General features: G+C 56.0%; 18 protein-coding genes, 1 tRNA gene and 1 pseudogene. 4 read left to right on the plus strand and 16 right to left on the minus strand.

Annotated elements, in window-relative coordinates:
• Positions 1-7: 7 nt before the first annotated feature.
• The 9 genes from radA to rnr all read right to left on the minus strand — a co-directional run bounded on the left by radA (position 8) and on the right by rnr (position 9,664).
• Complete coding sequence (gene radA / locus ACHZBF_RS09245) at positions 8-1,390, minus strand: DNA repair protein RadA (protein WP_029133750.1); 1,383 nt, start codon at positions 1,388-1,390, stop codon at positions 8-10.
• Between the two features lie 9 nt (positions 1,391-1,399).
• Positions 1,400-2,476 carry an alanine racemase gene (gene alr, locus ACHZBF_RS09250; RefSeq protein ID WP_394707562.1) on the minus strand — a complete coding sequence of 359 codons (1,077 nt, stop codon included), beginning with the start codon at positions 2,474-2,476 and terminating at the stop codon, positions 1,400-1,402.
• Positions 2,476-3,834: a replicative DNA helicase gene (gene dnaB / locus ACHZBF_RS09255; protein WP_335340044.1), complete on the minus strand. Its 1,359-nt coding sequence runs from the start codon at positions 3,832-3,834 to the stop codon at positions 2,476-2,478. Before dnaB ends, alr begins: the two co-directional genes overlap by 1 nt.
• A gap of 239 nt (positions 3,835-4,073) precedes the next feature.
• A complete protein-coding gene (gene rplI, locus ACHZBF_RS09260) occupies positions 4,074-4,526 on the minus strand; it encodes a 50S ribosomal protein L9 (RefSeq protein ID WP_273438359.1) in 453 nt (150 codons plus the stop codon).
• A 31-nt stretch (positions 4,527-4,557) separates the two neighbouring features.
• Positions 4,558-5,478, minus strand: coding sequence for a DUF2232 domain-containing protein (locus ACHZBF_RS09265; protein WP_321528266.1), 921 nt, complete (start codon positions 5,476-5,478; stop codon positions 4,558-4,560).
• Between the two features lie 74 nt (positions 5,479-5,552).
• Positions 5,553-5,777, minus strand: coding sequence for a 30S ribosomal protein S18 (gene rpsR, locus ACHZBF_RS09270; protein WP_029133745.1), 225 nt, complete (start codon positions 5,775-5,777; stop codon positions 5,553-5,555).
• A 79-nt stretch (positions 5,778-5,856) separates the two neighbouring features.
• A complete protein-coding gene (rpsF, locus tag ACHZBF_RS09275) occupies positions 5,857-6,273 on the minus strand; it encodes a 30S ribosomal protein S6 (protein ID WP_273438357.1) in 417 nt (138 codons plus the stop codon).
• A gap of 142 nt (positions 6,274-6,415) precedes the next feature.
• Positions 6,416-7,171, minus strand: a complete 756-nt coding sequence (gene rlmB, locus ACHZBF_RS09280; RefSeq protein ID WP_321528267.1) for a 23S rRNA (guanosine(2251)-2'-O)-methyltransferase RlmB — start codon at positions 7,169-7,171, stop codon at positions 6,416-6,418.
• A 78-nt stretch (positions 7,172-7,249) separates the two neighbouring features.
• Positions 7,250-9,664 carry a ribonuclease R gene (rnr, locus tag ACHZBF_RS09285; RefSeq protein ID WP_321528268.1) on the minus strand — a complete coding sequence of 805 codons (2,415 nt, stop codon included), beginning with the start codon at positions 9,662-9,664 and terminating at the stop codon, positions 7,250-7,252.
• 122 nt (positions 9,665-9,786) lie between these two features.
• Here rnr and ACHZBF_RS09290 point away from each other — a divergent pair.
• The 3 genes and pseudogenes from ACHZBF_RS09290 to ACHZBF_RS09300 all read left to right on the plus strand — a co-directional run bounded on the left by ACHZBF_RS09290 (position 9,787) and on the right by ACHZBF_RS09300 (position 11,243).
• Positions 9,787-9,873, plus strand: a tRNA-Leu gene (locus ACHZBF_RS09290).
• Positions 9,874-10,165: 292 nt separating this feature from the next.
• A pseudogene (locus ACHZBF_RS09295) lies at positions 10,166-10,373 on the plus strand (transposase); the annotation flags it as partial.
• A gap of 132 nt (positions 10,374-10,505) precedes the next feature.
• Positions 10,506-11,243 (plus strand): DUF2238 domain-containing protein, encoded by a 738-nt coding sequence (locus ACHZBF_RS09300; protein WP_321528269.1) that lies wholly within the window; start codon positions 10,506-10,508, stop codon positions 11,241-11,243.
• 94 nt (positions 11,244-11,337) lie between these two features.
• Here ACHZBF_RS09300 and ACHZBF_RS09305 read toward each other — a convergent pair whose 3' ends face one another.
• The 7 genes from ACHZBF_RS09305 to ACHZBF_RS09335 form a co-directional block, all read right to left on the minus strand.
• On the minus strand, positions 11,338-12,171 hold the full coding sequence (locus ACHZBF_RS09305; RefSeq protein ID WP_321528270.1) for a hypothetical protein: 834 nt from the start codon (positions 12,169-12,171) through the stop codon (positions 11,338-11,340).
• 105 nt (positions 12,172-12,276) lie between these two features.
• On the minus strand, positions 12,277-13,998 hold the full coding sequence (locus ACHZBF_RS09310) for a nickel-dependent hydrogenase large subunit (protein ID WP_321528271.1): 1,722 nt from the start codon (positions 13,996-13,998) through the stop codon (positions 12,277-12,279).
• A 111-nt stretch (positions 13,999-14,109) separates the two neighbouring features.
• Positions 14,110-15,396 carry a (Fe-S)-binding protein gene (locus tag ACHZBF_RS09315; RefSeq protein ID WP_029133714.1) on the minus strand — a complete coding sequence of 429 codons (1,287 nt, stop codon included), beginning with the start codon at positions 15,394-15,396 and terminating at the stop codon, positions 14,110-14,112.
• A complete protein-coding gene (locus ACHZBF_RS09320) occupies positions 15,393-16,055 on the minus strand; it encodes a hypothetical protein (protein ID WP_029133713.1) in 663 nt (220 codons plus the stop codon). The genes ACHZBF_RS09315 and ACHZBF_RS09320 overlap by 4 nt, the downstream gene beginning before the upstream one ends.
• Entirely contained in the window at positions 16,052-17,143 is a 1,092-nt protein-coding gene (locus ACHZBF_RS09325) for a hydrogenase small subunit (RefSeq protein WP_029133712.1), read from the minus strand. The genes ACHZBF_RS09320 and ACHZBF_RS09325 overlap by 4 nt, the downstream gene beginning before the upstream one ends.
• Before the next feature lie 109 nt (positions 17,144-17,252).
• Complete coding sequence (locus tag ACHZBF_RS09330) at positions 17,253-17,636, minus strand: hydrogenase expression/formation protein (protein WP_245621731.1); 384 nt, start codon at positions 17,634-17,636, stop codon at positions 17,253-17,255.
• A gap of 242 nt (positions 17,637-17,878) precedes the next feature.
• Entirely contained in the window at positions 17,879-18,364 is a 486-nt protein-coding gene (locus ACHZBF_RS09335; protein ID WP_029133711.1) for a HyaD/HybD family hydrogenase maturation endopeptidase, read from the minus strand.
• Between the two features lie 985 nt (positions 18,365-19,349).
• Between ACHZBF_RS09335 and ACHZBF_RS09340 the strand changes: the two genes are divergently transcribed.
• Positions 19,350-21,506 (plus strand): adenosylcobalamin-dependent ribonucleoside-diphosphate reductase, encoded by a 2,157-nt coding sequence (locus ACHZBF_RS09340; protein ID WP_029133710.1) that lies wholly within the window; start codon positions 19,350-19,352, stop codon positions 21,504-21,506.

The raw sequence follows: 21,506 nt of genomic DNA on the forward strand, positions 1-21,506 counted from the left end.
CAGACGCCTAGAACAGATCCAATACGTCCGACAGCCGATCAACAGCAGACACCTCTATCCCATCAATCGCCTTTTTTGGCGCATTGGCACGAGGCACGATAGCTCGACTGAATCCGTGCTTGGCGGCCTCCCGCAACCGCTCCAGCCCATTCGGCACGGGCCGTATTTCACCCGCCAGCCCCACTTCACCAAAAGCCACCAGTTCCCGGGGAACCACCCGGTCCCGAAAACTGGAGAGCACGGACAGTAACAGCGGCAGATCGGAGGCGGTCTCGGTAATCCGCACTCCGCCAACCACGTTGACATAAACATCCTGATCAAACATGGCAATGCCGGTATGCCGGTGCAGCACCGCCAACAGCATGGAGAGCCGGTTCTGCTCCAGGCCCAGGGTGACACGGCGCGGATTGGCGAGCGGACTCTCATCCACCAGGGCCTGTACTTCCACCAGCAGTGGCCGACTGCCCTCCCGCGTCACCAGGATCACACTGCCCGGGACCGCCTCTCCATGGCGGGAAAGAAAGATGGCGGAAGGGTTATTCACCTCGCGCAGCCCCCGATCCGTCATGGCAAAAACACCCAGCTCATTGACCGCACCAAAGCGGTTTTTGATGGTACGGATGAGACGAAACTGGCTGCCTGACTCGCCCTCGAAATAGAGCACGGTATCCACCATATGCTCAAGCACCCGGGGACCGGCCAGTGCTCCCTCCTTTGTTACATGGCCGACCAGAAACACGGTAGTGCCGGTCTGTTTGGCAAATCGCACCAACTGGGCGGCCGACTCCCTGACCTGGGCCACGGATCCGGGGGCGGATTGCAGCTGCTCGGTATACAGAGTCTGGATCGAATCCACTACCATGACAGCCGGACTTTCTTGCCGGGCCAGAGCAATAATTCGCTCGACACCGGTCTCGGCCAGCAGCCGTAATCCGTCACTGTTCAAACTAAGCCGCATGGCTCTTAAACTGATCTGTTCCGGAGATTCTTCACCACTGATGTAGAGTGTCTTGAGCCGGGCCGACAACTGGGCCATGGTCTGGATCAGCAGAGTTGACTTCCCGATCCCCGGGTCACCCCCGATCAGGACTACCGAACCACCCACAAGGCCGCCTCCGAGGACCCGATCCAGTTCAGCCAGACCGGTGGGCTCACCGCTGCGTTGCTCCGGTGAGACATCAGCGAGATTGCGGATCTGATTCTGGTTGGCGTCGCCCGCGTAGCCGGCAAAACGCGAGCCGGCCGGGGAAGCGGCAGGAGCAATCGATTCCTGCAGGGTATTCCAGCCCTTACAATCGGCGCACTGTCCGGCCCATTTCTGAAACTGGCCGCCGCAGTCAGTGCAGATATAGATGGATTTCCCAGCTTTCTTGCCGCTCACGCCCGCCATGCGTTACCCCTATCCATTGATCTCTTCAAACAGCACCCGTTGGGTCACGCCACAGAACAGTTCATAGGCGATGGTCCCGGCCTGATGGGCAACCACCTCCGCCGGCAGCCCCTCACCCCAGAGGGTCACCGGATCGCCGAGCCTGGCAGCCGGCTGGCTGCGCAGATCAACAGTCAGCATATCCATCGACACCCGCCCGATCAGCGGCACCCGACTGCCATTGAGAAGTACCGGGGTGCCGGATGGGGCATGCCGCGGATAGCCGTCGCCATAGCCCGCGGCAACCACACCGACCGGCATATCTTCCGGGCAGACCCAGTTACCGCTGTAACCGATGGGACTTCCCTTGGCAAAATGGTTGATTGCGATCAGCCGGCTCTGCAGCGACATCACCGGCTTCAGGCCGATCTGCTCACCGGTCTGCCCCAGCATGGGGGACGCGCCATAGAGCATGATGCCGGGTCTGATCCAGTCTGATTTTGCCGCCGGCCAGCCGATAATGCCGGCCGAGTTTGCGATTGAACACGGAGTGCGAAACCGCTCCACAAAAGGCCTGAAGGTCGCCAGCTGCGCCGACGTAGTCGGGTCATTGAGATCATCGGCCGAGGAGAGATGGGTCATCAGGCGCACCCCCGCGGCAACAGAGGGATCACTTTGAAGCGCTTGCCAGGCGCCCTCTACCGCTGCCGGCTGGAATCCGAGGCGGTGCATGCCGCTGTCGACTTTCAGCCAGCAGACAATTGGATGCGTCAGACGCCGCTGGCGCAGGATATCTATCTGCTCCTGCTGATGGACCGCCACCTCAAGCTGATAATGTGCGGCCGCTTCCAGTTCAGCGGCATCGTAGAACCCCTCCAGCACCAACAGCGGGCGATCTACCCCGGCCTGACGGAGTTTTACCGCCTCCTCGACCCGGGCGACCGCCAGGGCATCCGCGCCGGCAAGATACGGCGCCACCCGCAACATTCCGTGCCCGTAGGCATTGGCCTTGATGACTGCATAGACGCGGCCTCCCGGAACAAAGTCGCGGGCTTTTTGCAGATTATGCCTGAGCGCGGCGAGATCGATGCGTGCAGTGGGGCCCATCAGTATCCGGAATCACCATAGACATCATGGGCGTAGTTTTCAAACTTGGTGTACTCGCCCAGAAAAGTCAGCCGGACACTGCCGATGGGTCCGTTTCGCTGTTTGCCGATAATGATCTCCGCGATTCCTTTGTCCGGACTATCTTCATGATAGACCTCATCGCGGTAGATAAAGACGACCAGGTCCGCATCCTGCTCGATGGCGCCCGACTCGCGCAGATCCGACATAATGGGCCGTTTGTTGGTGCGTTGCTCCAGACTCCGATTGAGCTGGGAAAGTGCGATCACCGGGACATTCAACTCCTTGGCCAGCGCCTTCAGCGAGCGGGAGATGGTGGAGATCTCGTTGGTGCGGTTGTCCCCCATCCCGGGCACCTGCATGAGCTGCAGATAATCCAGCATGATCAGGCCCAGCTCCCCATGTTCACGCATCAGGCGTCGGGCGCGGGCACGCACCTCCAGCGGGCTGAGGGCCGGCGTGTCGTCGATATAGAACTTGGTCTCGGCCAGCATGCTCACGGCCGAGGTGAGCCGGGGCCATTCATCATCTTCCAGCTTGCCGGTGCGCACCCGGGTCTGGTTAATGCGTCCCAGGGAGGACATCATGCGCATCGCCAACGACTCGCCCGGCATCTCCATACTGAAGACGGCTACCGGTTTGCCACTCAGCAAGGCGACGTTCTCCGCCACATTCATGGCGAAGGTAGTCTTGCCCATGGAGGGGCGACCGGCCACGATCACCAGATCCGCCGGCTGCAGTCCAGAGGTCATCTTGTCGAGATCGGCAAAGCCGGTACTCAGGCCAGTAATCGGCTGATCCTGGGCAAACAGGGTTTCGATCTTGTCCACCGCCTTGGTCAGCAGCGACTTGATACCCTCAAATCCACCCTTGCCCTTGGCACCCTTTTCGGCGATCTCAAAGACCTTGCTTTCGGCGGCATCCAGCAATTCGGAACTGTCGCGCCCCTCTGGATGAAACCCACTGTCGGCAATCTCGTTACCGACATGGATCAGCTGTCGCATCACCGAACGCTCACGCACAATATCGGCATAGGCGCGGATATTGGCGGCACTGGGAGTATCCTTGGCCAGGCCACCAAGGTAGGCAAGGCCACCTGCGTTCTCCAAGTGGCCGTGGCGACCCAGTTCTTCAGAGAGGGTGATGACATCAAAGGGCCGCTGCTGGTCGGCCAACACTTCGATAGCACGGAAGATCAGTTGATGTTCACGACGATAGAAATCGCCTTCGGAAACCCGGTCGGCCACGTTGTCCCAGGACTGATTATCCAGCATCAGACCGCCCAGCACGGACTGCTCCGCCTGAATCGAGTGCGGCGGAATCCGCAACTGGTCGGTCATGCCGCTCTCATCGGGCATGTCGGATGGAAAAACGGAATTTTGCATGCGTCTCTGATGGTCTGGCTTCGATATAGAGCCAAAGGATACGGCAAAACGTGGCTGGCTGGAATTCCTCAGCAACTTTTTTAGCCTGCAACGGACAAATGCCTGGCAACACCGCTCCCGGCCATCCCAGAACAAAAAAACGCCGGGACCGACAGCATCGGTCCCGGCGTTATTCTGTCACCCTTGACGCCTGATCAGGCGACTTCGGGCTTGATCACGATCTTGAGCGTGGCATCCACATCGGTGTGCAGGTGAACCTGCACGTCGAATTCACCGGTCGCATGGAACGGACCATCCGGAAGTCGAACTTCCCGTTTCTCCAGTTCACCACCGGCTGCCACCGTTGCCTCCGCGATATCCGCAGTGCCGACTGAACCAAACAGACGACCTTCATCACCCGCTTTACGCTCGATGGTGATGGTCAGGGTTTCCAGCTTCGTCTTGCGTGCCTCGGCAGCGGACAGCGCTTCTGCCGCCTGCTTCTCCAGCTCAGCCCGACGCGCCTCGAACTCGGCCACGTTGCTCTTGGTTGCAGTTATGGCCTTTCCGGTAGGAATCAGGAAGTTGCGACCGTAACCGGACTTCACGTTGACCTTATCACCCAGACCACCCAGGTTATCTACTTTCTCTAACAGAATAACTTCCATCGTTATTTCCCCTGTAACAGGTATTAAATCTTCAGCTCGCCTGTCCTGGACCACGGGGTCCCAGGCGTGCCCTGAAATCAAACCATGCGTCTGCTATTCCAACCATTGCCAGTACGATAACCGTATGCGGCAAGGCAAATAACAGCAGCAGATATATGCCAATTAACCAGCCACTGCTTGAACCCAGCTTCCCGACAATCCCGTGTGCCAGCGCCAGTCCCTGGATAAACCATGCCACCACCAACAGGATGAGGGCATACTCCGCCACTGTCACTTCGGTTCCGCTCTGCATCAACATCGGCAGCACCGCCAACAACAGGGCTATTGATAGCACCTTGGGCAATCTCAGCTGATGAAACTCGGTGCGGAAACCACCCGGGTTATACAGCAGCGCCTGCCACCAGCGCGCCAGAAGCAGGGACACTGTCAACTGCAGAAAAAAGCCTGCGGCGACAATACCCGGCATCCAGCTTGCCATCAGCGCGACCAGTGTCGCCTGCTGGCTGCCCTCTACCAGTTGTGCATCGACCAGTGACTCCACAAAGGGACCCAGTAGCGCTGTCCAATCAGCCACGGGATCGGCAGACTGGATAAACTGTCCACCGAGCATCACAAAACCGAGAACCATTGCACCCACAATCGCCAGGGCCAAGGACCGGCTGGACCTGAGCAGCACGGCCAGCAACCAGACTGGCAACCACATCAGGATCAGAAATCCGATGGCCAGATTGACCCCGCCCAATGCCAGCAGCGCGATCCCGCCACTGATGGCGGTGGCAAGCCCCAAAATAAGGGCTCCGGGTACAGTTCCCTTCCGCAGAGTGACCAGGGCCACGACGGAAGTGCTGAGTATACTTGCCGGCGGAATGAGCAGTGACAGGGCCGCCAACAGGATGGTCAACATCACCGCCTGTGGAACACCCCGCATCACAAAGGATGCTAAAACCCGCATTTACTCCAACCCGGCAATTTCAAACAGTGTCCGCGATCATTCAACAAAACAATGAACGCGGGTAAAAGACAGCCTCAGTGGCTGTCGGTGTACGGCAGCAGCGCCAGGTAACGCGCGCGTTTAATGGCTGTGGCCAACTGACGCTGATATTTGGCTTTGGTACCGGTGATGCGGCTTGGCACAATCTTGCCGGTTTCGCTGACGTAGGCCTTAAGCAGGTTGAGATCTTTGTAATCAATCTCGGTGATCCCTTCAGCGGTAAAACGGCAGTATCTTCTGCGACGGAAAAAACGTGACATATCAATCTCTCTATTCAATTCATTTAAACTGGTCATATCTCATCTGGACGACCAGATAATTCCACGAACCATGGCCTGATCAGGCCGATGCGGCCTCATTATCATCGTCATCTTCGTCGCCATCTTCATCATCAGAAGCGTCGTCGGAAGAGGATCTGGAGGAGTCATCACGATCATCCTGGGATTTCACCAGCGGTGAAGCCTCTGTAATGGCAGAGTCGCACTTGATGACCATGTTACGCAGGATGGCGTCGTTGTAGCGGAACACGCTCTCAAGCTCCTCGAGAACCGCCGCGCTGCACTCAATATTCATGAGTACGTAATGGGCCTTGTGCAACTTTTGAATTGGATAGGCGAGCTGACGGCGTCCCCAGTCCTCTAGACGGTGAATACGGCCACCATCTGTCTCGATCAGTGAGCGATAGCGCTCAATCATGCCGGAAACCTGGTCACTCTGGTCCGGATGGACCATAAACACAACTTCGTAGTGTCTCATTATTTCCCCTTTCGGATAATAGAGCCTCCCATTTATTATGGTGAGGCAAGGAGTAAAGCGCGGAGGCACCTCCACGCCAGGAAACCGCGGATTCTACATCGCCACCCCAAGACATGCAATAAGGGCGAGCACCACCGGCCACCTAACTGGTCATTCCCCTCTGCCTGACCGACTCAAACAGACAGATGCCCGCGGCCACGGCTACATTCAGGCTTTCAACAGCTCCGGCCATGGGCAGTTTCACCAACAGATCACAGGATTCCCGGGTCAGTCGGCGCATGCCTTTCTCCTCGCCACCCATCACAATACCGAGCGGTCCCTTCAGATCGGCGTCATAGAGCGGAGTCTCGGCTTCCCCGGCCGTGCCCACCAGCCACACCCCGTGCTCGGACTGCAACCCTTTCAACGTCCGTGCCAGATTGGTTACCTGAATAAAAGGGACGGTTTCAGCGGCTCCACTGGCTACCTTGCAGGCCGTCGGGGTCAATCCCACCGAACGGTCCTTGGGAGCAATCACCGCATGTATCCCTGTTGCATCCGCACTGCGCAGACAGGCACCCAGATTGTGCGGATCCTGAACGCCATCCAGGATCAACAGAAAAGGCGGAACATCCAGCCCGGCAAGCAGTTCTTCCAGGGCTTTTTCATCCAGAGATGAGGGAACCCGGGTACGCGCCGCAACCCCCTGGTGATTTGATCCCTCAGTCATTTCGTCCAACTGCTCACGGCTCACGTAGGTGACCGGAACAGTGGATTCCCGAGCCAGGCCGATCACTTCGCGCATACGCCTGTCCTGCTTGCGCGCCCCCTCGACCCAGATCTCCAACAGTGATCCAGCGCCGTGCTTCAGCGCCGTTCTGACACTGTGCAACCCGGCAACCAGCTGACTCTCACTCATTTACAACCTCTACAAACACCACATAAAACCGGAAAAAAGATGACGACATCTAACACGCAGCAGCCTGATATATGCCATCTATTCGGCCTTGGATTTTCCACGCTTTCCCGGGCCGCGCCGCTTCCGCCCGGTCGGCTTGTCACCCTGTTTCCGGCTGACAGGCTTTTTATCCTTCACAGCCGATGCCGCAGCACGGCTGCTGGCCGGCTTCTTCCGTTTTTTCCCGGCACTGTCCCGAGGCGTGGTTTCACCTGCCGGTTCAGAAGCCGGCTTTTTCCTGCGCCTGGACTTTGCCTTGGCACCCACCGCCTCCACCAGGATAAAGTCGATCTTCCGATCATCCAGGTTCACGGCCGCCACCTGTATCTTCACTTGATCACCCAGGCGGTAGACCATGCCGGATCGCTCGCCGGTCAACCGGTGGCCCACCGGGTCAAAATGATAATAGTCATTATCCAGTGCGGTGATGTGCACCAGACCATCGACATAGATCTCGTCCAGTTCGACAAAGATACCGAACGAGGTGACCGAGGTAATGATGCCGACGAACTCTTCACCGATCTTGTCCATCATGTACTCGCACTTGAGCCAGGAGGTGACATCCCGGGTCGCTTCATCGGCGCGGCGCTCGGTGGCTGAACAGTGTTCGCCCAGCCCCTGCAGCTCGGTCTGGGAGTAGTCGAAATCCTCCAGCGTTCCGCCCTTCAGCAGATGCCGAATGGCGCGATGGACAATCAGATCCGGATAGCGACGAATGGGCGAGGTAAAGTGGGTATAGGCGGCAAAGGAGAGTCCGAAATGACCCTGATTTTCCGCGCTGTAGACCGCCTGCGACAGCGAGCGCAGCAGCACGGTCTGGATCAGGTGGGAATCGGGACGGTCACGCACCTGGTCGAGCAGCTCCGCATAGTCACGGGTCTGCGGCTTCTCGCCGCCGGGCAACCTGAGACCCAGCTCGCCGAGAAACTCCTTCAGATCCAGTAATTTCTCTGCTTGCGGCCCGTCATGATTACGATACAGCGCCGGCAGTTTCTTGCGCAGCAGGAAACGCGCCGCCGCCACATTGGCCGCCAGCATGCACTCTTCGATCAAGCGGTGGGCATCGTTGCGCACCACTGGTACGATCCGCTCCACCTTGTGCTCCTGATTGAACAGGATACGGGTTTCGGTGGTATCGAAATCGATTGCCCCCAGCTCACTCCGCGCCACCCGCAGCACCTGGAAAAGCGCATACAGCTGGTGCAGATGAGGAAGTAACTCGGCATGGGTGGTGCAAAGTTCAGGGTCACCCTCGATCAGCATCTCCGCCACCTGGTCATAAGTCAGGCGCGCCTGGGAGCGCATGACCGCCTCAAAGAAGCGTGACCGGGTCACCACCCCCTCCTTGTTGACATAGAGCTCACAGGTCATGCAGAGGCGATCGACCGCCGGATTGAGCGAGCAGAGCCCATTGGAGAGCACCTCGGGGAGCATCGGTATCACCCGGTCGGGGAAATAAACCGAGTTGCCCCGTAACTTTGCCTCCCGATCCAAGGCGCTACCGGGTTTCACATAGCTGGAAACATCGGCAATGCAGACCAGCAGACGCCAGCCCTTGGGTTTGGCTTCACAGTAGACCGCATCATCAAAATCCCGGGCATCCGCGCCATCGATGGTGACCAATGGCAGATGGCGCAAATCGACCCGGCCCTGCTTGGCGCCTTCATCGACTTCACGCCCCAGATGGGCGATCTCCTGCTGCACCTCATCCGGCCACTCGAGCGGCAATTGATGGGTTCGGATCGCCACATCGGTTTCCATGCCGGGGGCCATATGCTCCCCGAGTACATCCTTGATTCTGCCGATGGGCTGGGTGCGCTTGGTTGGCTGCTGAACAATCTCGGCCACCACCATCTGACCATGGCCGGCATCATTAAAATTATCCTCGGGAATCACAATGTCCTGATGCAGCCGTTTATTATCCGGCACGACGAAGCCGACGCCCTGGTCCATATAGAGACGACCGACCACCAGTTGATTCCCCCGCTCCAGCACCTCGACCACCGCCGCCTCCTTGCGGCCACGCCGGTCCAGCCCCACCACCCGGACCACAGCCCGATCATTGTGCAGCAACTGACGCATTTGCCGGGGCGATACAAACAGATCCTCACCACCCTCATCAGGACGCAGAAAACCGAACCCATCAGGATGCCCAATGACCCGTCCGGCAATCAGATCCTTGCTGTTGACGATACAGAGTGCGCCATTGCGATTGCGTACCACCTGGCCGTCGCGCTCCATGGCATTGAGTCGCCGGCGCAACGCTTCCAGATCATCATCGTTATGCAAAGTGAGCTGTGAGGCCAATTCCTGCTGGGCCATGGGCACGCCGGCAGACGCCAGGTGCTGGAGAATAAACTCTCTACTGGGTATCGGGTTGGCGTATTTTTTCGCCTCCCGGATATGGTGCGGATCCGCATTTTTTGCTGTTTTCTTACCTGAACTTCTGCTCAAAGGATATTCCCTGAATTTTGTTTAATTGAAATGCCATTGTACCGTTGACAAGGATTAAATGTCGCTGTAAAGTTCGCGGCCTCTGGAATGTGAGCGCAATCAACTGCGACCAGACCGGAAAAGCCGAGGTGGTGAAATTGGTAGACACGCTAGCTTCAGGTGCTAGTGGGGGAAACCCCGTGGAGGTTCAAGTCCTCTCCTCGGCACCAGACACAGAAACCCCTTTCATTTCAATATGTTAGGGGTTTTTTATTTCCATCCATACCTCACGTCGGGCTATTTCACAGGCCTCAAACTACGCCTTCGTTTATCACAAACCTGGCCCTGCACAGAAACACCCGCCAACACTAGCCATCGTCCTGATAGAGACTCTCACCACCACCATAATACGAGTCATAAATATGTCGATAGGCCGTCTGACACTTGTCATTGTAGACTGAGGTGACCTAATAGATTTATACAACCCAGTTAAGCATAATTCACTTAACTGAGGTAAAGACAATGACAACACGAAAAAGGTATTCGAAAAAAATTCAAGTTGGACGCGGTCAGCCTAGTCCTTGACCAGAGCTACAGCAGGGCCGAGACTGCGAAGAACCTTGGTATTAATGCCCAGGCGCTGGGTCGCCCGATGCAAGAGCATCGGTCGGCCGATGACCAAGCCTTTCGCGGCAATGGCAAGCTGACACCGGAGCGGAAAGAGATCAGAAGTGACACAGACGGGTGCCATGTACTCTGAAGGTAAGAAGCTAACAGTCGTTTATCACTCGTAATGTGTGGCCTTGGAGCTAGAAAACTTTTAGGGATGCCCAAACACTGGGCAGACTAACTGGCTAATTCAATGATCGCGTTCAATAGCAATTCACACCGCCGTTTCACATTAATCCTGCTCTGCCTCTTTCTGGTTTGGTGGCTCTGGCTGGCCATTGATCCACTCTACCGCAACGATTGGTTACTTGAGAATATACTGGTTCTGCTGTTTATAGGTCTGCTTGTCGGATCTTATAAACACCTGCCCCTGTCCCGCATCTCCTATACGCTGATATTTCTGTTTTTCTGTCTGCACGAAGTGGGGGCGCACTATACCTACGCCGAGGTACCTTACGAAGCTTGGTTTCAGAGCATGGCAGGGCAATCGTTCAATCAGCTGATGGGGTGGGAACGCAACAACTTCGATCGGGTGGTCCACTTTTTATATGGCTTACTGTTGGCCTACCCGGTGCGGGAGGTATTTCTTCGGGTGGCCAGCGTTCGCGGTTTCTGGGGCTACTTCCTGCCACTGGATCTGACCATGTCCAGTTCCATGATGTTTGAACTGTTCGAGTGGGGAGCCGCCGAGCTTTTCGGTGGTACGCTGGGTATGGCTTACCTCGGCACTCAGGGTGATGTATGGGACAGCCATAAGGATATGGCACTTGCTTCCCTCGGAGCATTTGTTTCAATGGCTGGAACGGCGCTATTAAACAGCTACCTGCAGCGTGATTTTTCCCAGGAGTGGATAGAGAGTCTGCGCGTAAAACAGCCCGCCCCTCTCGGTGAAGAAGAGATCGCCCGGTTACTGAATAAAGATAATCAGTAGAAGTAAGTATCGAAAGTTTCTTTATAAACCGATAGCACCACCCTAACCCACTGTTCTCTCGTCAGAAAGAACAGCTATCATCTGTCCGCAGAACCTATCGACGGTCAAGCCACTTCAGACCCACCCAGGCATATAGTCCGCCAGCAATAAGCCCACCCGTCGTGCCACCCAGGATCGCCCCCATAATCTGCTTGAAACCAACGTGGTGAATCGACGACTCCGTCAGTTCGTAGCTTGCCAGCATCGCCTCATGCACGGACCAAACGCTACCCGCCACCACCACGGAGAGCGCAGCCGCCACAAGGGAACCAACCATTGACAGAGGCAATCGGCAATCCAGCCTGCTGATTATCTTAAATACCCCATAGATGTAGAAAGTTCCGGTAACCGGCACCAGTACGGCAGCGGTAAAGTAACTATTAAAAGCAGCGCCAGCCTGGACAAATGCCCAGAGCACGATGCCGGCAAGCGTACCTGCAACCAGTCCGGTCAGCGCCTTCATCAACGCTCCACTCACCTCACGGTGGGTATTTCCATAGATGAAGCCGGCAACAACGCCCGCCATCAGGGAAACCGCTGCCATTTCGTTGAGTTGCAGATTCTCCGCGAGAATCAGGTAGGCAATGCCGGAAGCGGAACCGGCGAGCGTACCAATGATCGCCACCTGGAAGGAGCCGTAGAATGCCGCGCCCACCGCACCGGCAAACGCCGCTGCCGGAATGATTGCCAGGTCACTGGCAATAAGCGGCGTTAACATGCTGACAAAGCCAATATAAAGCCCGCCGAAGATACTGCCGACGAATCCCCAGATAATGGCCCGGATAAAGATATCGGCCTTTTGGCTGTGATAGCCACTGCTCCGGGATTCTGGCGACACCGGCGACTCTATGCCATCGCGCTGGATGGCGATACTGCTGGACTGTTTCATGAAATTGCTTTTAGGTTCTGTTCTAAACTAGGAAGGAGATGAACGGACAGCCGACATGGTCCCTCCCCCGTCCCGGGAGAGGAGACCAGCCGACTCCCTGAGACGTCAGGTAACCTTTACCTGTACCATCTCTTCGCCATCTTCATCTGACAGATGTACCGCACAGGCAATACAGGGGTCAAAACTGTGGATAGTGCGTAGAATCTCGAGCGGTTGCTTCGGGTCATGCAACTGGTGATTGTCCTGCAGTGCCGCTTCATAGGCACCCGCCTTGCCTTCATTGTCTCTCGGGCCGGCATTCCAGGTGGATGGCACTACCGCCTGATAGTTTTTGATCTTGGTATCCTTGATCACAATCCAGTGACCCAACGCACCGCGCGGAGCCTCCATGTAACCCGCACCCTGGCACTCACTTGGCCAGGAGGATGGATCCCACAGTTTGTCATTGAAAGTCTTGCTGTCCCCAGTCTTGATGTTGGCAACCAGATCGTTATACCAGCCCTGCATGCCATCAGCCAGAATCTTCGACTCCAGGGTACGGGCAGCGGTTCTACCCAGGGTTGAGAAGAGCGCCTCGATCGGTACATCCAACGTCTTCAAGGCAAAGGCGGCCAGCTCTTTGGTCGGCTCATGTCCCTTGGCATAGAGCAACAATACCCTGGCCAGCGGCCCCACTTCCATGGAGTTGTTCTTCCAGCGTGGTGATTTCAACCAGGAGTAGGCCTGCTCTACATCCAGATGCTTATAGGGTGGTTTGGGCCCGGTGTAATTCAGGTTTGTCTCGCCATCATAGGGATGCAGGCCCTTCTCCTTGCCTTCGTCATAATCGTACCAGGAGTGTTTGACGTACTCCTGGATCTGCGAGGCGTCATGGACATCGACCTCGTGAATGGTGCTCAGATCACGATTCAGAATCACCCCAGCCGGGAACAGGAAGCCGGACGGATCACTCATGCTGGTGGAAGGCAGATCGCCATAGCACATGAAATTGCCCAGACCCTCGCCCCGCTTGAACCAGTCCTTGTAGAAAGAAGCCACGGCCAGCGTGTCGGGCAGATACACCTGATCAACAAATGCACGCATCTGGGTAATGATGTCCTGCACCTGTGAGAGCTTCTTGGCATTGATGGCAGAATCGGAATTGAGATCGATCGGCGACGCAACGCCGCCGACCAGGAAGTTGGGGTGCGGATTCTTGCCGCCAAAAATAGTATGCAACTTGGCCACATCCCGCTGCCAGGTAAGCGCTTCCAGATAGTGCGAGACCGCCATCAGGTTGGCTTCAGGCGGCAGCTTATAGGCCGGATGGCCCCAGTAGGCCTTGGAAAAGATGCCCAGCTGGCCGCCATCGACAAAGCCCTTTAGCTTCTTCTTCATGTCCGAGAAGTAACCCGGCGAGGACTTTGGCCAGTTGCTGAGGGACTGAGCCAGTTCGGAGGTCGCCTTGGGATCGGCACTCAGGGCCGAGACCACATCCACCCAGTCCAGGGCGTGCAGATGATAGAAGTGCATCACGTGATCATGAATATACTGTGCACCGATCATCAGATTTCTGATCAGCTGGGCATTTTTGGGAATCTCATAATTCAGCGCATCCTCCACCGCGCGTATGGAGGCCATACCATGCACCAGCGTGCAGACACCGCAGATGCGCTGCACATAGGCCCAGGCATCGCGTGGATCACGCCCCTTCAAAATGGTTTCAATGCCGCGCACCATGGTGCCGGATGAGTAGGCCTGGCCGATATTGTTGCCATCCATCTGCGCTTCAATACGCAGGTGACCCTCAATACGTGTGATCGGGTCAACGACAATGCGTTCGCTCATATCTCTGTTCTCCCTTAGCCGTCCCGATTGACTGGACGGAGCTTCGCGCTCATGGCGCTGCTGCAATCTTTATGATCGGCCTTCCGCTCACTGGGAGCGGAAGGTCCCGCATTATTTTTTCGTTTCTGGTGGCGTCTCATCCACTACCAGGTGATCGGCAATCATCTCGGAAAGGCCGACAATCGGCATCTCGATATTGTACTCCTCGAGTCCCTCCTCAATGACCAGCCGGCAGTTGGCACAGGCGGTTACCAGTACATCGGCACCTGTCTCCGCGATCTGATCCCGCTTTTTCTTGAATGCCTTGATGCGCAGTTCATCCGCGTCTTCATTACTGGAGACGCCACCACCACCGCCACAGCACCAGGCCAGCGTGCCGCGGTCTTTCATATCGACAAAATTGCTGGTTACCATATCCATCAGGCGCCGTGGCTCATCAATCACGCCACCCTTTCTAACCAGGGAACAGGGATCATGGAAGGTATGGCGCTCCGTCTCAAGACCCTTGGTCTTGATCCGTCCCGCCGCTCGCAACTCGTCCAGCAGTTCCAGGATATGCACCACCCGGAACGGGAATGGCCGCCCGATCAGATTGGGGCCTTCCCAGCGAATGGCGGTGTAGGCGTGACCACACTCCGGGCTGATGACATTTTTCACTTTCAGCCGCTCCGCGCCATCGACAATGCGCTGCACCAGGGTGCGGGCAATATCGCTGGAACCGATTTGGATGCCGGAGTTGGTGGCCTCAAACGCCGTGGAACAGAGCGTCCAGCTGACACCGGCCTGCTTGAAGATTTTCGCCAGCCCTTCCAGGTACTCGGGAAAGTTCATGATCTCCATGGAGGAGAGCAACGCCAGGTAATCGGCACCCTCCACATCCATGGGAATCTTCAGGCCACTGTCCGCCTCGATATGCTTGATCTGCGCCTCCAGGGCGCTGAGCTTGACCCCCATGGGACTACCGATAGTAACTGCCCGGATCGATGCGCCCTTGACCCCTTCCGGCGCATTACCCGAGGCCACCATGCCTTCGCGGGTTTTGCGTATCATGTAGGCGATATCATTGCCGACCGGACAGATCATGGAGCAGCGGGCGCACATGGTGCAGCTGTCATAGAGCAGTTCCTGCCACTCCTCCAGCATCTCATCGGTCACAGGTTTGTGCAGACCCAAGGCCTTTTTTACCTTGCCGATCAGGGTGTACTCGGATTCCCAGACCCTGCGTAGTGGCTCCAGCTTGTAGATCGGCGTGTATTTCGGATCTCCGGTTTCGGTATAGAAAAGGCACGCCTCGGCACACATGCCGCAACTGACACAACTGGAAAAGAAGGCGGCAACGGGTGCATCGATCTGTTCCTTCAGGGCGTTGATACCCCGTTCAAGTGTGGCTTCACTCATGATTCAACCCCCCGACGGCCGCTCATCGCACCGTTGTACCAGCGCGAAAGGAAAACAGTGAACGTGTGCATCAGCTTGGTGAACGGGAAGGCTATCATCAGCGCCTCTACACTCAGGATATGCAGACCAAGAATCACCGGGTATGGATTTACCATGCGGTGATACGCCAGATAGCCGGTAATGATTGGCAGGAACGTCAGTGCCCAGACCAGCCAGTCCTCCCAGGTGGTGATCTTCTGCATCACCGGGTTCATGATGCGGTGCCAAAGACCGGCCAGCAGACCGACAATGGCAAGCACGGCAGCCGCATCCACGACCGGCGTCGGCAGGCCAGGCCAACCGAAGCCAAAGGTGGCCCGAAACAGTTCAATGTGGGGTACAAACAGAAACAGGCTGACAAACAGGCCGATGTGGAACATGTAGCCGGTCACCACGGTAAGTGGCTGTCTTCTGAACGTACCCAGATCCGGAACGGATCTTGAGAAGATTGTTTTCATCCCAGGGCCAAATTCAGTGCCCTTCGCTTCGGCCAGGCTCTGCTTGCGACCCAGGGAGATAATCTCAAACAACCTCAGGATAACGCCGATGACGAAAATGGTAACGGCGATATCGAATGCCGTGCCCTTTGTCCAGATGAGAAAGTCCATCGATTCATTCATGATGATTTCTCCAGATCGTCAATCGTGACGGTACCGTGCGCCTTCCGTGCCTCATCCTTTTTCTTGTAGTTGAGGCCCGCGGCAGCGGCACCCAGTGCCAAGCCGGCGGCGGCGGCAAATGCCACTGTCTGTGAATTGTCGCTGATCGGGACCGAGAGCGCATTGTAGAAACCGCCCGCATCCCAGAAGCGGGGCTCGGAACAGCCCAGGCAACCGTGCCCGGACTCAACCGGCCAACTGGTTCCCTGATTCCACTTGGTGGTAGCGCAGGCGTTATAGGTCATCGGGCCTTTACAGCCAAGTTTGTAGAGACACCACCCGGCCTTTGCCCCTTCGTCATCAAAGGTCTCGGCAAACAGGCCTTTGTCATAGAAGGGACGGCGATAGCAGCGATCATGGATGCTCTGGCCATAGAACACCTTGGGACGGTTGTACTGATCCAGTTCAGGGATGCTGCCAAAGGTGAGAAAATGCGCCAACACGCCGGTGATCACGGTAGGAATCGGCGGGCATCCGGAGACGTTGATAATCGGTTTGTCCGTGATGATATCCGAAACAGACACCGCACCGGTGGGATTGGGATTGGCCTGTGGCAAACCGCCAAAGGCCGCGCAGGTACCCACGGCGACAATGGCCGCCGCATCCTTTGCGGTCTCTTCCAGCATCTGCAGATTGCTGATACCGGCGATAGTGGAGTATCCCGGATCGCCCAAAGGAATAGAACCATCCACCACCAGGATGTACTTCCCCTTGTTCTCATGCATGGCCGCTTCCCGGGCCGCCTCAGCCGCCTCACCGGCCGCCGCCTGCAGGGTGTGGTGATAGTCCAGGGAGATATGATCGAATATCAGACTCTCAACTGATGGGGAGTGACTGCGGGTCAGTGATTCCGTGCAGCCGGTGCACTCCTGGAAAGAGAGCCAGATGACCGACGGGCGTTTCGCCTTTTCCAGGGCCGCCGCAATGGCGGGGACCATGGTTGGCGGCAACGCCATGAGTGAGGCGGTTGCAGTACAAAACTTCAGAAAACCGCGTCTTGAAACCCCGTGACGCCTCAGGCTGTCACCCAGGGTGCTTTTTTCAGCCATGTTACCTCCCTTATCTAAATACCGATTTCTGTTGAGTCTCTGTTTTTCTTTTCATCACGATCGAATATCGTCCACCGCGATCACCTGCTATGCGTTCTACACCTGCCTCTCACTCCGGTCTGTGCATCTCGACATCCAGCACTGTATCCAGTTTTTCAAGGCTTTCATACATGTCATCTGCCTGGGCGCGCAAGAGTTCCGGGATTTCAATCACTTCGATCTGAAACGCGATGCGCTCAGCTTCGCTATTGTAATGATCCACTATCCAGACGCCACTGAAGCGGGACTCCTTGACAGTCGTTTTACCCAAGGCGTCCAAGGTCGCCATCACCTCACCCTGACCCAACAGGTCAAGCAGATGCTCCTCATCACCCGGTCCAAACGGGATGGCGCGCAGGTCAATAATAGTGGATTCACCGGTCCGTACCAGCCGTTTCAACGCATGCCGTACCTCATTCAACAATGGCAGGGTATTGTGTGTCATGTGCGTCATGTAAGGCATCTCTGGACTTGGGATCGATTCAGAATCCGTTTGATCGAATACGCTCATATACTTATTTATCCTTTGTCTCAAGACTATCCCGATTGAGAAAAATCTATGATGACCCAGATCACGTTACCTTTTGCTTTCTTTAAAATTATTCTTTAATGCGTAATAACAGCAACTTAGTATACATAGCTGTTCGCACAGAAGTGCGCTGAGAAGTATGAGGAACAGACGGGAGACTGGTCCGATCAATCGCCATCGACTCCCCAACGGTCAATCAAGTCGACCACCATGCGCACTGCTGATGGTATCGCCTTGGCAACCGGGTCCGAAGGCTTTTCCCCCCAGTCCAGGCTTCCCGGCTCAATCCCCACCAGCGCCCGTTTTTCCGGGTAATGATCAGAGAGACGGGCAATATCCAACAAGTCAGTAAGACTCACCTCATGCACACTTTGCCGATTGCCCGTCAGGTAGCGATCCATATCACTGCCCTCATAGCAGACCACACTGCCAGGGCTGCCGCCTGTCCTGGCGGCATCCACCACAATCAACTGATCATGCTCAGCCAACAATCCGGCCAGTGAGAAACTCAATGTGCCGCCGTCGACAAAGGTGACAGACTCTTTGTGCGGAAACTGTTCCTGTAACCGATTGATGACATGAATGCCCACCCCCTCATCCGTTAGCAGGTTATTGCCAACGCCCAGCACCAGGGTTGTTTTTATCTTGCTCACCTTGGGTCATCCTGATAAATATTAATTACATGTATATTAATTTATTATTTACTACTAACTATATGATCTCTATCAAAACCACCTAAGACTAAAGCTATTATTCTAACGTTGCGACAATTCCTTTTCAGACGACCTAATCGGAGGGATGACATGATTAAGATAAGTCGAGTTCTTACTGCTGCACTCATAGCCACCTCTGCGGCTATGGCACCATTATCTGCAAACGCATTTTGGGGATGGGGTCCATGGGACGGCTGGGGTGGCCCGTGGTCCGGGGGACCGTGGGGCGGCTATCCGTACTACGGTGGCTATCCGTATTATGGTGGTTACCCGCCATATGGACATGGGTATGGTTATGCACCCTACGGCTACTACCCCTACTATGGCACTCCCTATTTACCCGCCGCTCCACAGCAGCCTGCTACAGCTAAACCCGAGGACGCAACTAAATAATCCTCGGCTCAACACTTCAGTAAGACCACCTGAGCCTGCCCATACAGGGTGCAGGCGCAGGTGGATACTCCGCGACACTCCGGCGATACCACTAACTGTTGTGAATAAATTCAGCAAAAACACAATATATTGTGTTTTCTTGAATTTCCTTTTTTTTCCGTGACTTATCATGATCTTGAAGCCAAAAGCCAATCATAAGTTACTGTTTTTATTAATTATTAGATTTATCTTATACTCCATAAGCAGGCTTGACAGCGGTAGCGAGCAGCCCTAATCTTCACACACCAAAACACAACATATTGTGTTTTCATGCCAAACACGGAAAGTAAAGCTACAATATATAGGAGCGACCATGAGAACAGATTATTCTTTTACAAATGCCCGGTGCCTATGCATTGAGCGACACCCTACGAAGTAACCAAGTATTACACTTGAAGCAGTATGTGATTGCGCGCCCCGGTACCGAGAGGCTGGATTCAGGCGTACAGGACAATAAATCATATAAATATAAGAGCCGAAGGATTTATGTGACATGAAAAGCGCCCACCTCAAAGCTGTACCCACTGCCGCCGTGGAGATTCCCTTGCAACCCGCCTCACTCGATATCTGGAATACCAAGTACCGGTTGAAAACAAAGGACGGCACCCCCGTAGACCAGGACATAGATGGCACCTACCAGCGGGTCGCCAAGGCACTGGCCGATATAGAACTGACCCCCGAACTACAGCAAGAGTGGGGCGAGCGTTTTCTCTGGGCCCTGCGGCGTGGCGCCATCCCGGCTGGCCGTATCACCTCCAATGCCGGTGCCCTGGAACATAAACCGGCCACATCAACCATCAACTGCACCGTGTCCGGCACCATCTATGACTCCATGGACGAGATCCTCGGCAAGGTGCACGAGGCGGGACTGACCCTGAAAGCGGGTTGCGGCATCGGCTACGAATTCTCCACCCTGCGCCCACGAGGGGCCTACGTGAGCGGTGCCGGCGCCTATACCTCCGGCCCCCTCTCGTTCATGGATATCTACGACAAGATGTGCTTCACCGTCTCATCCGCCGGTGGACGCCGTGGCGCCCAGATGGCCACTTTCGATGTGGGGCACCCCGATGTCATGGATTTTATCCGCGCCAAGCGTGAAGCCGGACGCCTGCGTCAATTCAATCTCTCGCTGCTGATTACCGAAGAGTTTATGGAAGCAGTCAAGCAGGACGCCCAGTGGGACCTCGCCTTCCCTATCTCGGAAAAAGAACTGCAGGAAGACAATATCGATCTGACTGACAGTAAACAGATCATCTGGCGCGAATGGCCCTACAAGAACGGTTTCATTGTTGACGAAACCGGCACCCGGGTGGCCTGCAAGATTTACAAGACCATCCGCGCACAAAGGTTGTGGGATGTCATCATGTCCTCCACCTATGACTACGCCGAACCCGGTTTCATCCTGATTGACAAGGTCAATGAGATGAACAACAACTGGTTCTGCGAAAACGTGCGTGCCACAAATCCCTGTGGCGAACAGCCCCTGCCCCCCTATGGCGCCTGTCTGCTGGGTTCGGTCAATCTGACCAAGTTTGTCCGCAATGCCTTTACCAAGGAGGCCACCTTCGACTGGGCGGAATTCCGCGAGGTGGTGGCCGTGTTTACCCGCATGCTGGACAACGTGGTGGAGATCAATGGACTGCCGCTGGAAGAGCAGCGCAAAGAGATTGAACGCAAACGCCGTCATGGCATGGGCTATCTGGGGCTGGGTTCCGCCATGACCATGCTGGGCATGCAGTACGGCGACGCCGCCTCACTGCGCTTCACCGAGAAAGTGACCAAAGAGCTGGCGATGGTTGGCTGGCAGACCGGGCTCGATCTGGCCCGGGAAAAAGGCCCTGCTCCAATCATGGAGCAGGAGTTCACCATCACCAAGGAGATGCTGACCCAGCGCCCGGAAATGGCCGTGGATAACTGGAAAGTCGGCGATAAGATTAAGGGCAAGATCCTGCATGCCAGATACAGCCGCTACATGCAGCAGATTGCCGCCGAGAACCCCGCTCTGGTCGAGCAGATCGCCGAGGATGGCTGCCGCTTCACCCACCACAGCTCCATCGCCCCGACCGGCACCATCTCCCTGTCACTGGCCAACAACGCCAGTAACGGTATTGAACCGAGCTTTGCCCACCACTATGCGCGCAACATCATCCGCGAAGGCAAGAAGAGCAAGGAGAAGGTGGATGTGTTCAGCTTTGAACTGCTGGCCTATCGGGAACTGATCAACAAGGAGGCGATGCCCTACTCCGATGAAGCGGATAAACAGTTGCCGGAATACTTCATCACCGCGGACAAGATCACGCCCAAGCAGCATGTGGATGTACAGGCGGCGGCACAGAAATGGATCGACTCATCCATCTCCAAAACGGCCAACGTACCGACCGATTTCGATTACGATGCGTTCAAGGATATCTATCTCTACGCCTATGAGCAGGGACTGAAAGGCTGCACCACCTTCCGCTTCAATCCGGAGGCGTTCCAGGGCGTGCTAGTCAAAGAAGAGGACCTGGCCAACACCACCTATAAGTTCACCCTGGAAGACGGCACCGAAATCGAGGCCAAGGGTAATGAGGAGATCGAATATGACGGCGAGATACACACCGCCGCCAACCTGTTCGATGCCATGAAAGAGGGTTACTACGGTAAATTCTAG

Source organism: Sedimenticola selenatireducens (genome assembly GCF_963675335.2).
Taxonomy (GTDB): domain Bacteria; phylum Pseudomonadota; class Gammaproteobacteria; order Chromatiales; family Chromatiaceae; genus Sedimenticola; species Sedimenticola selenatireducens.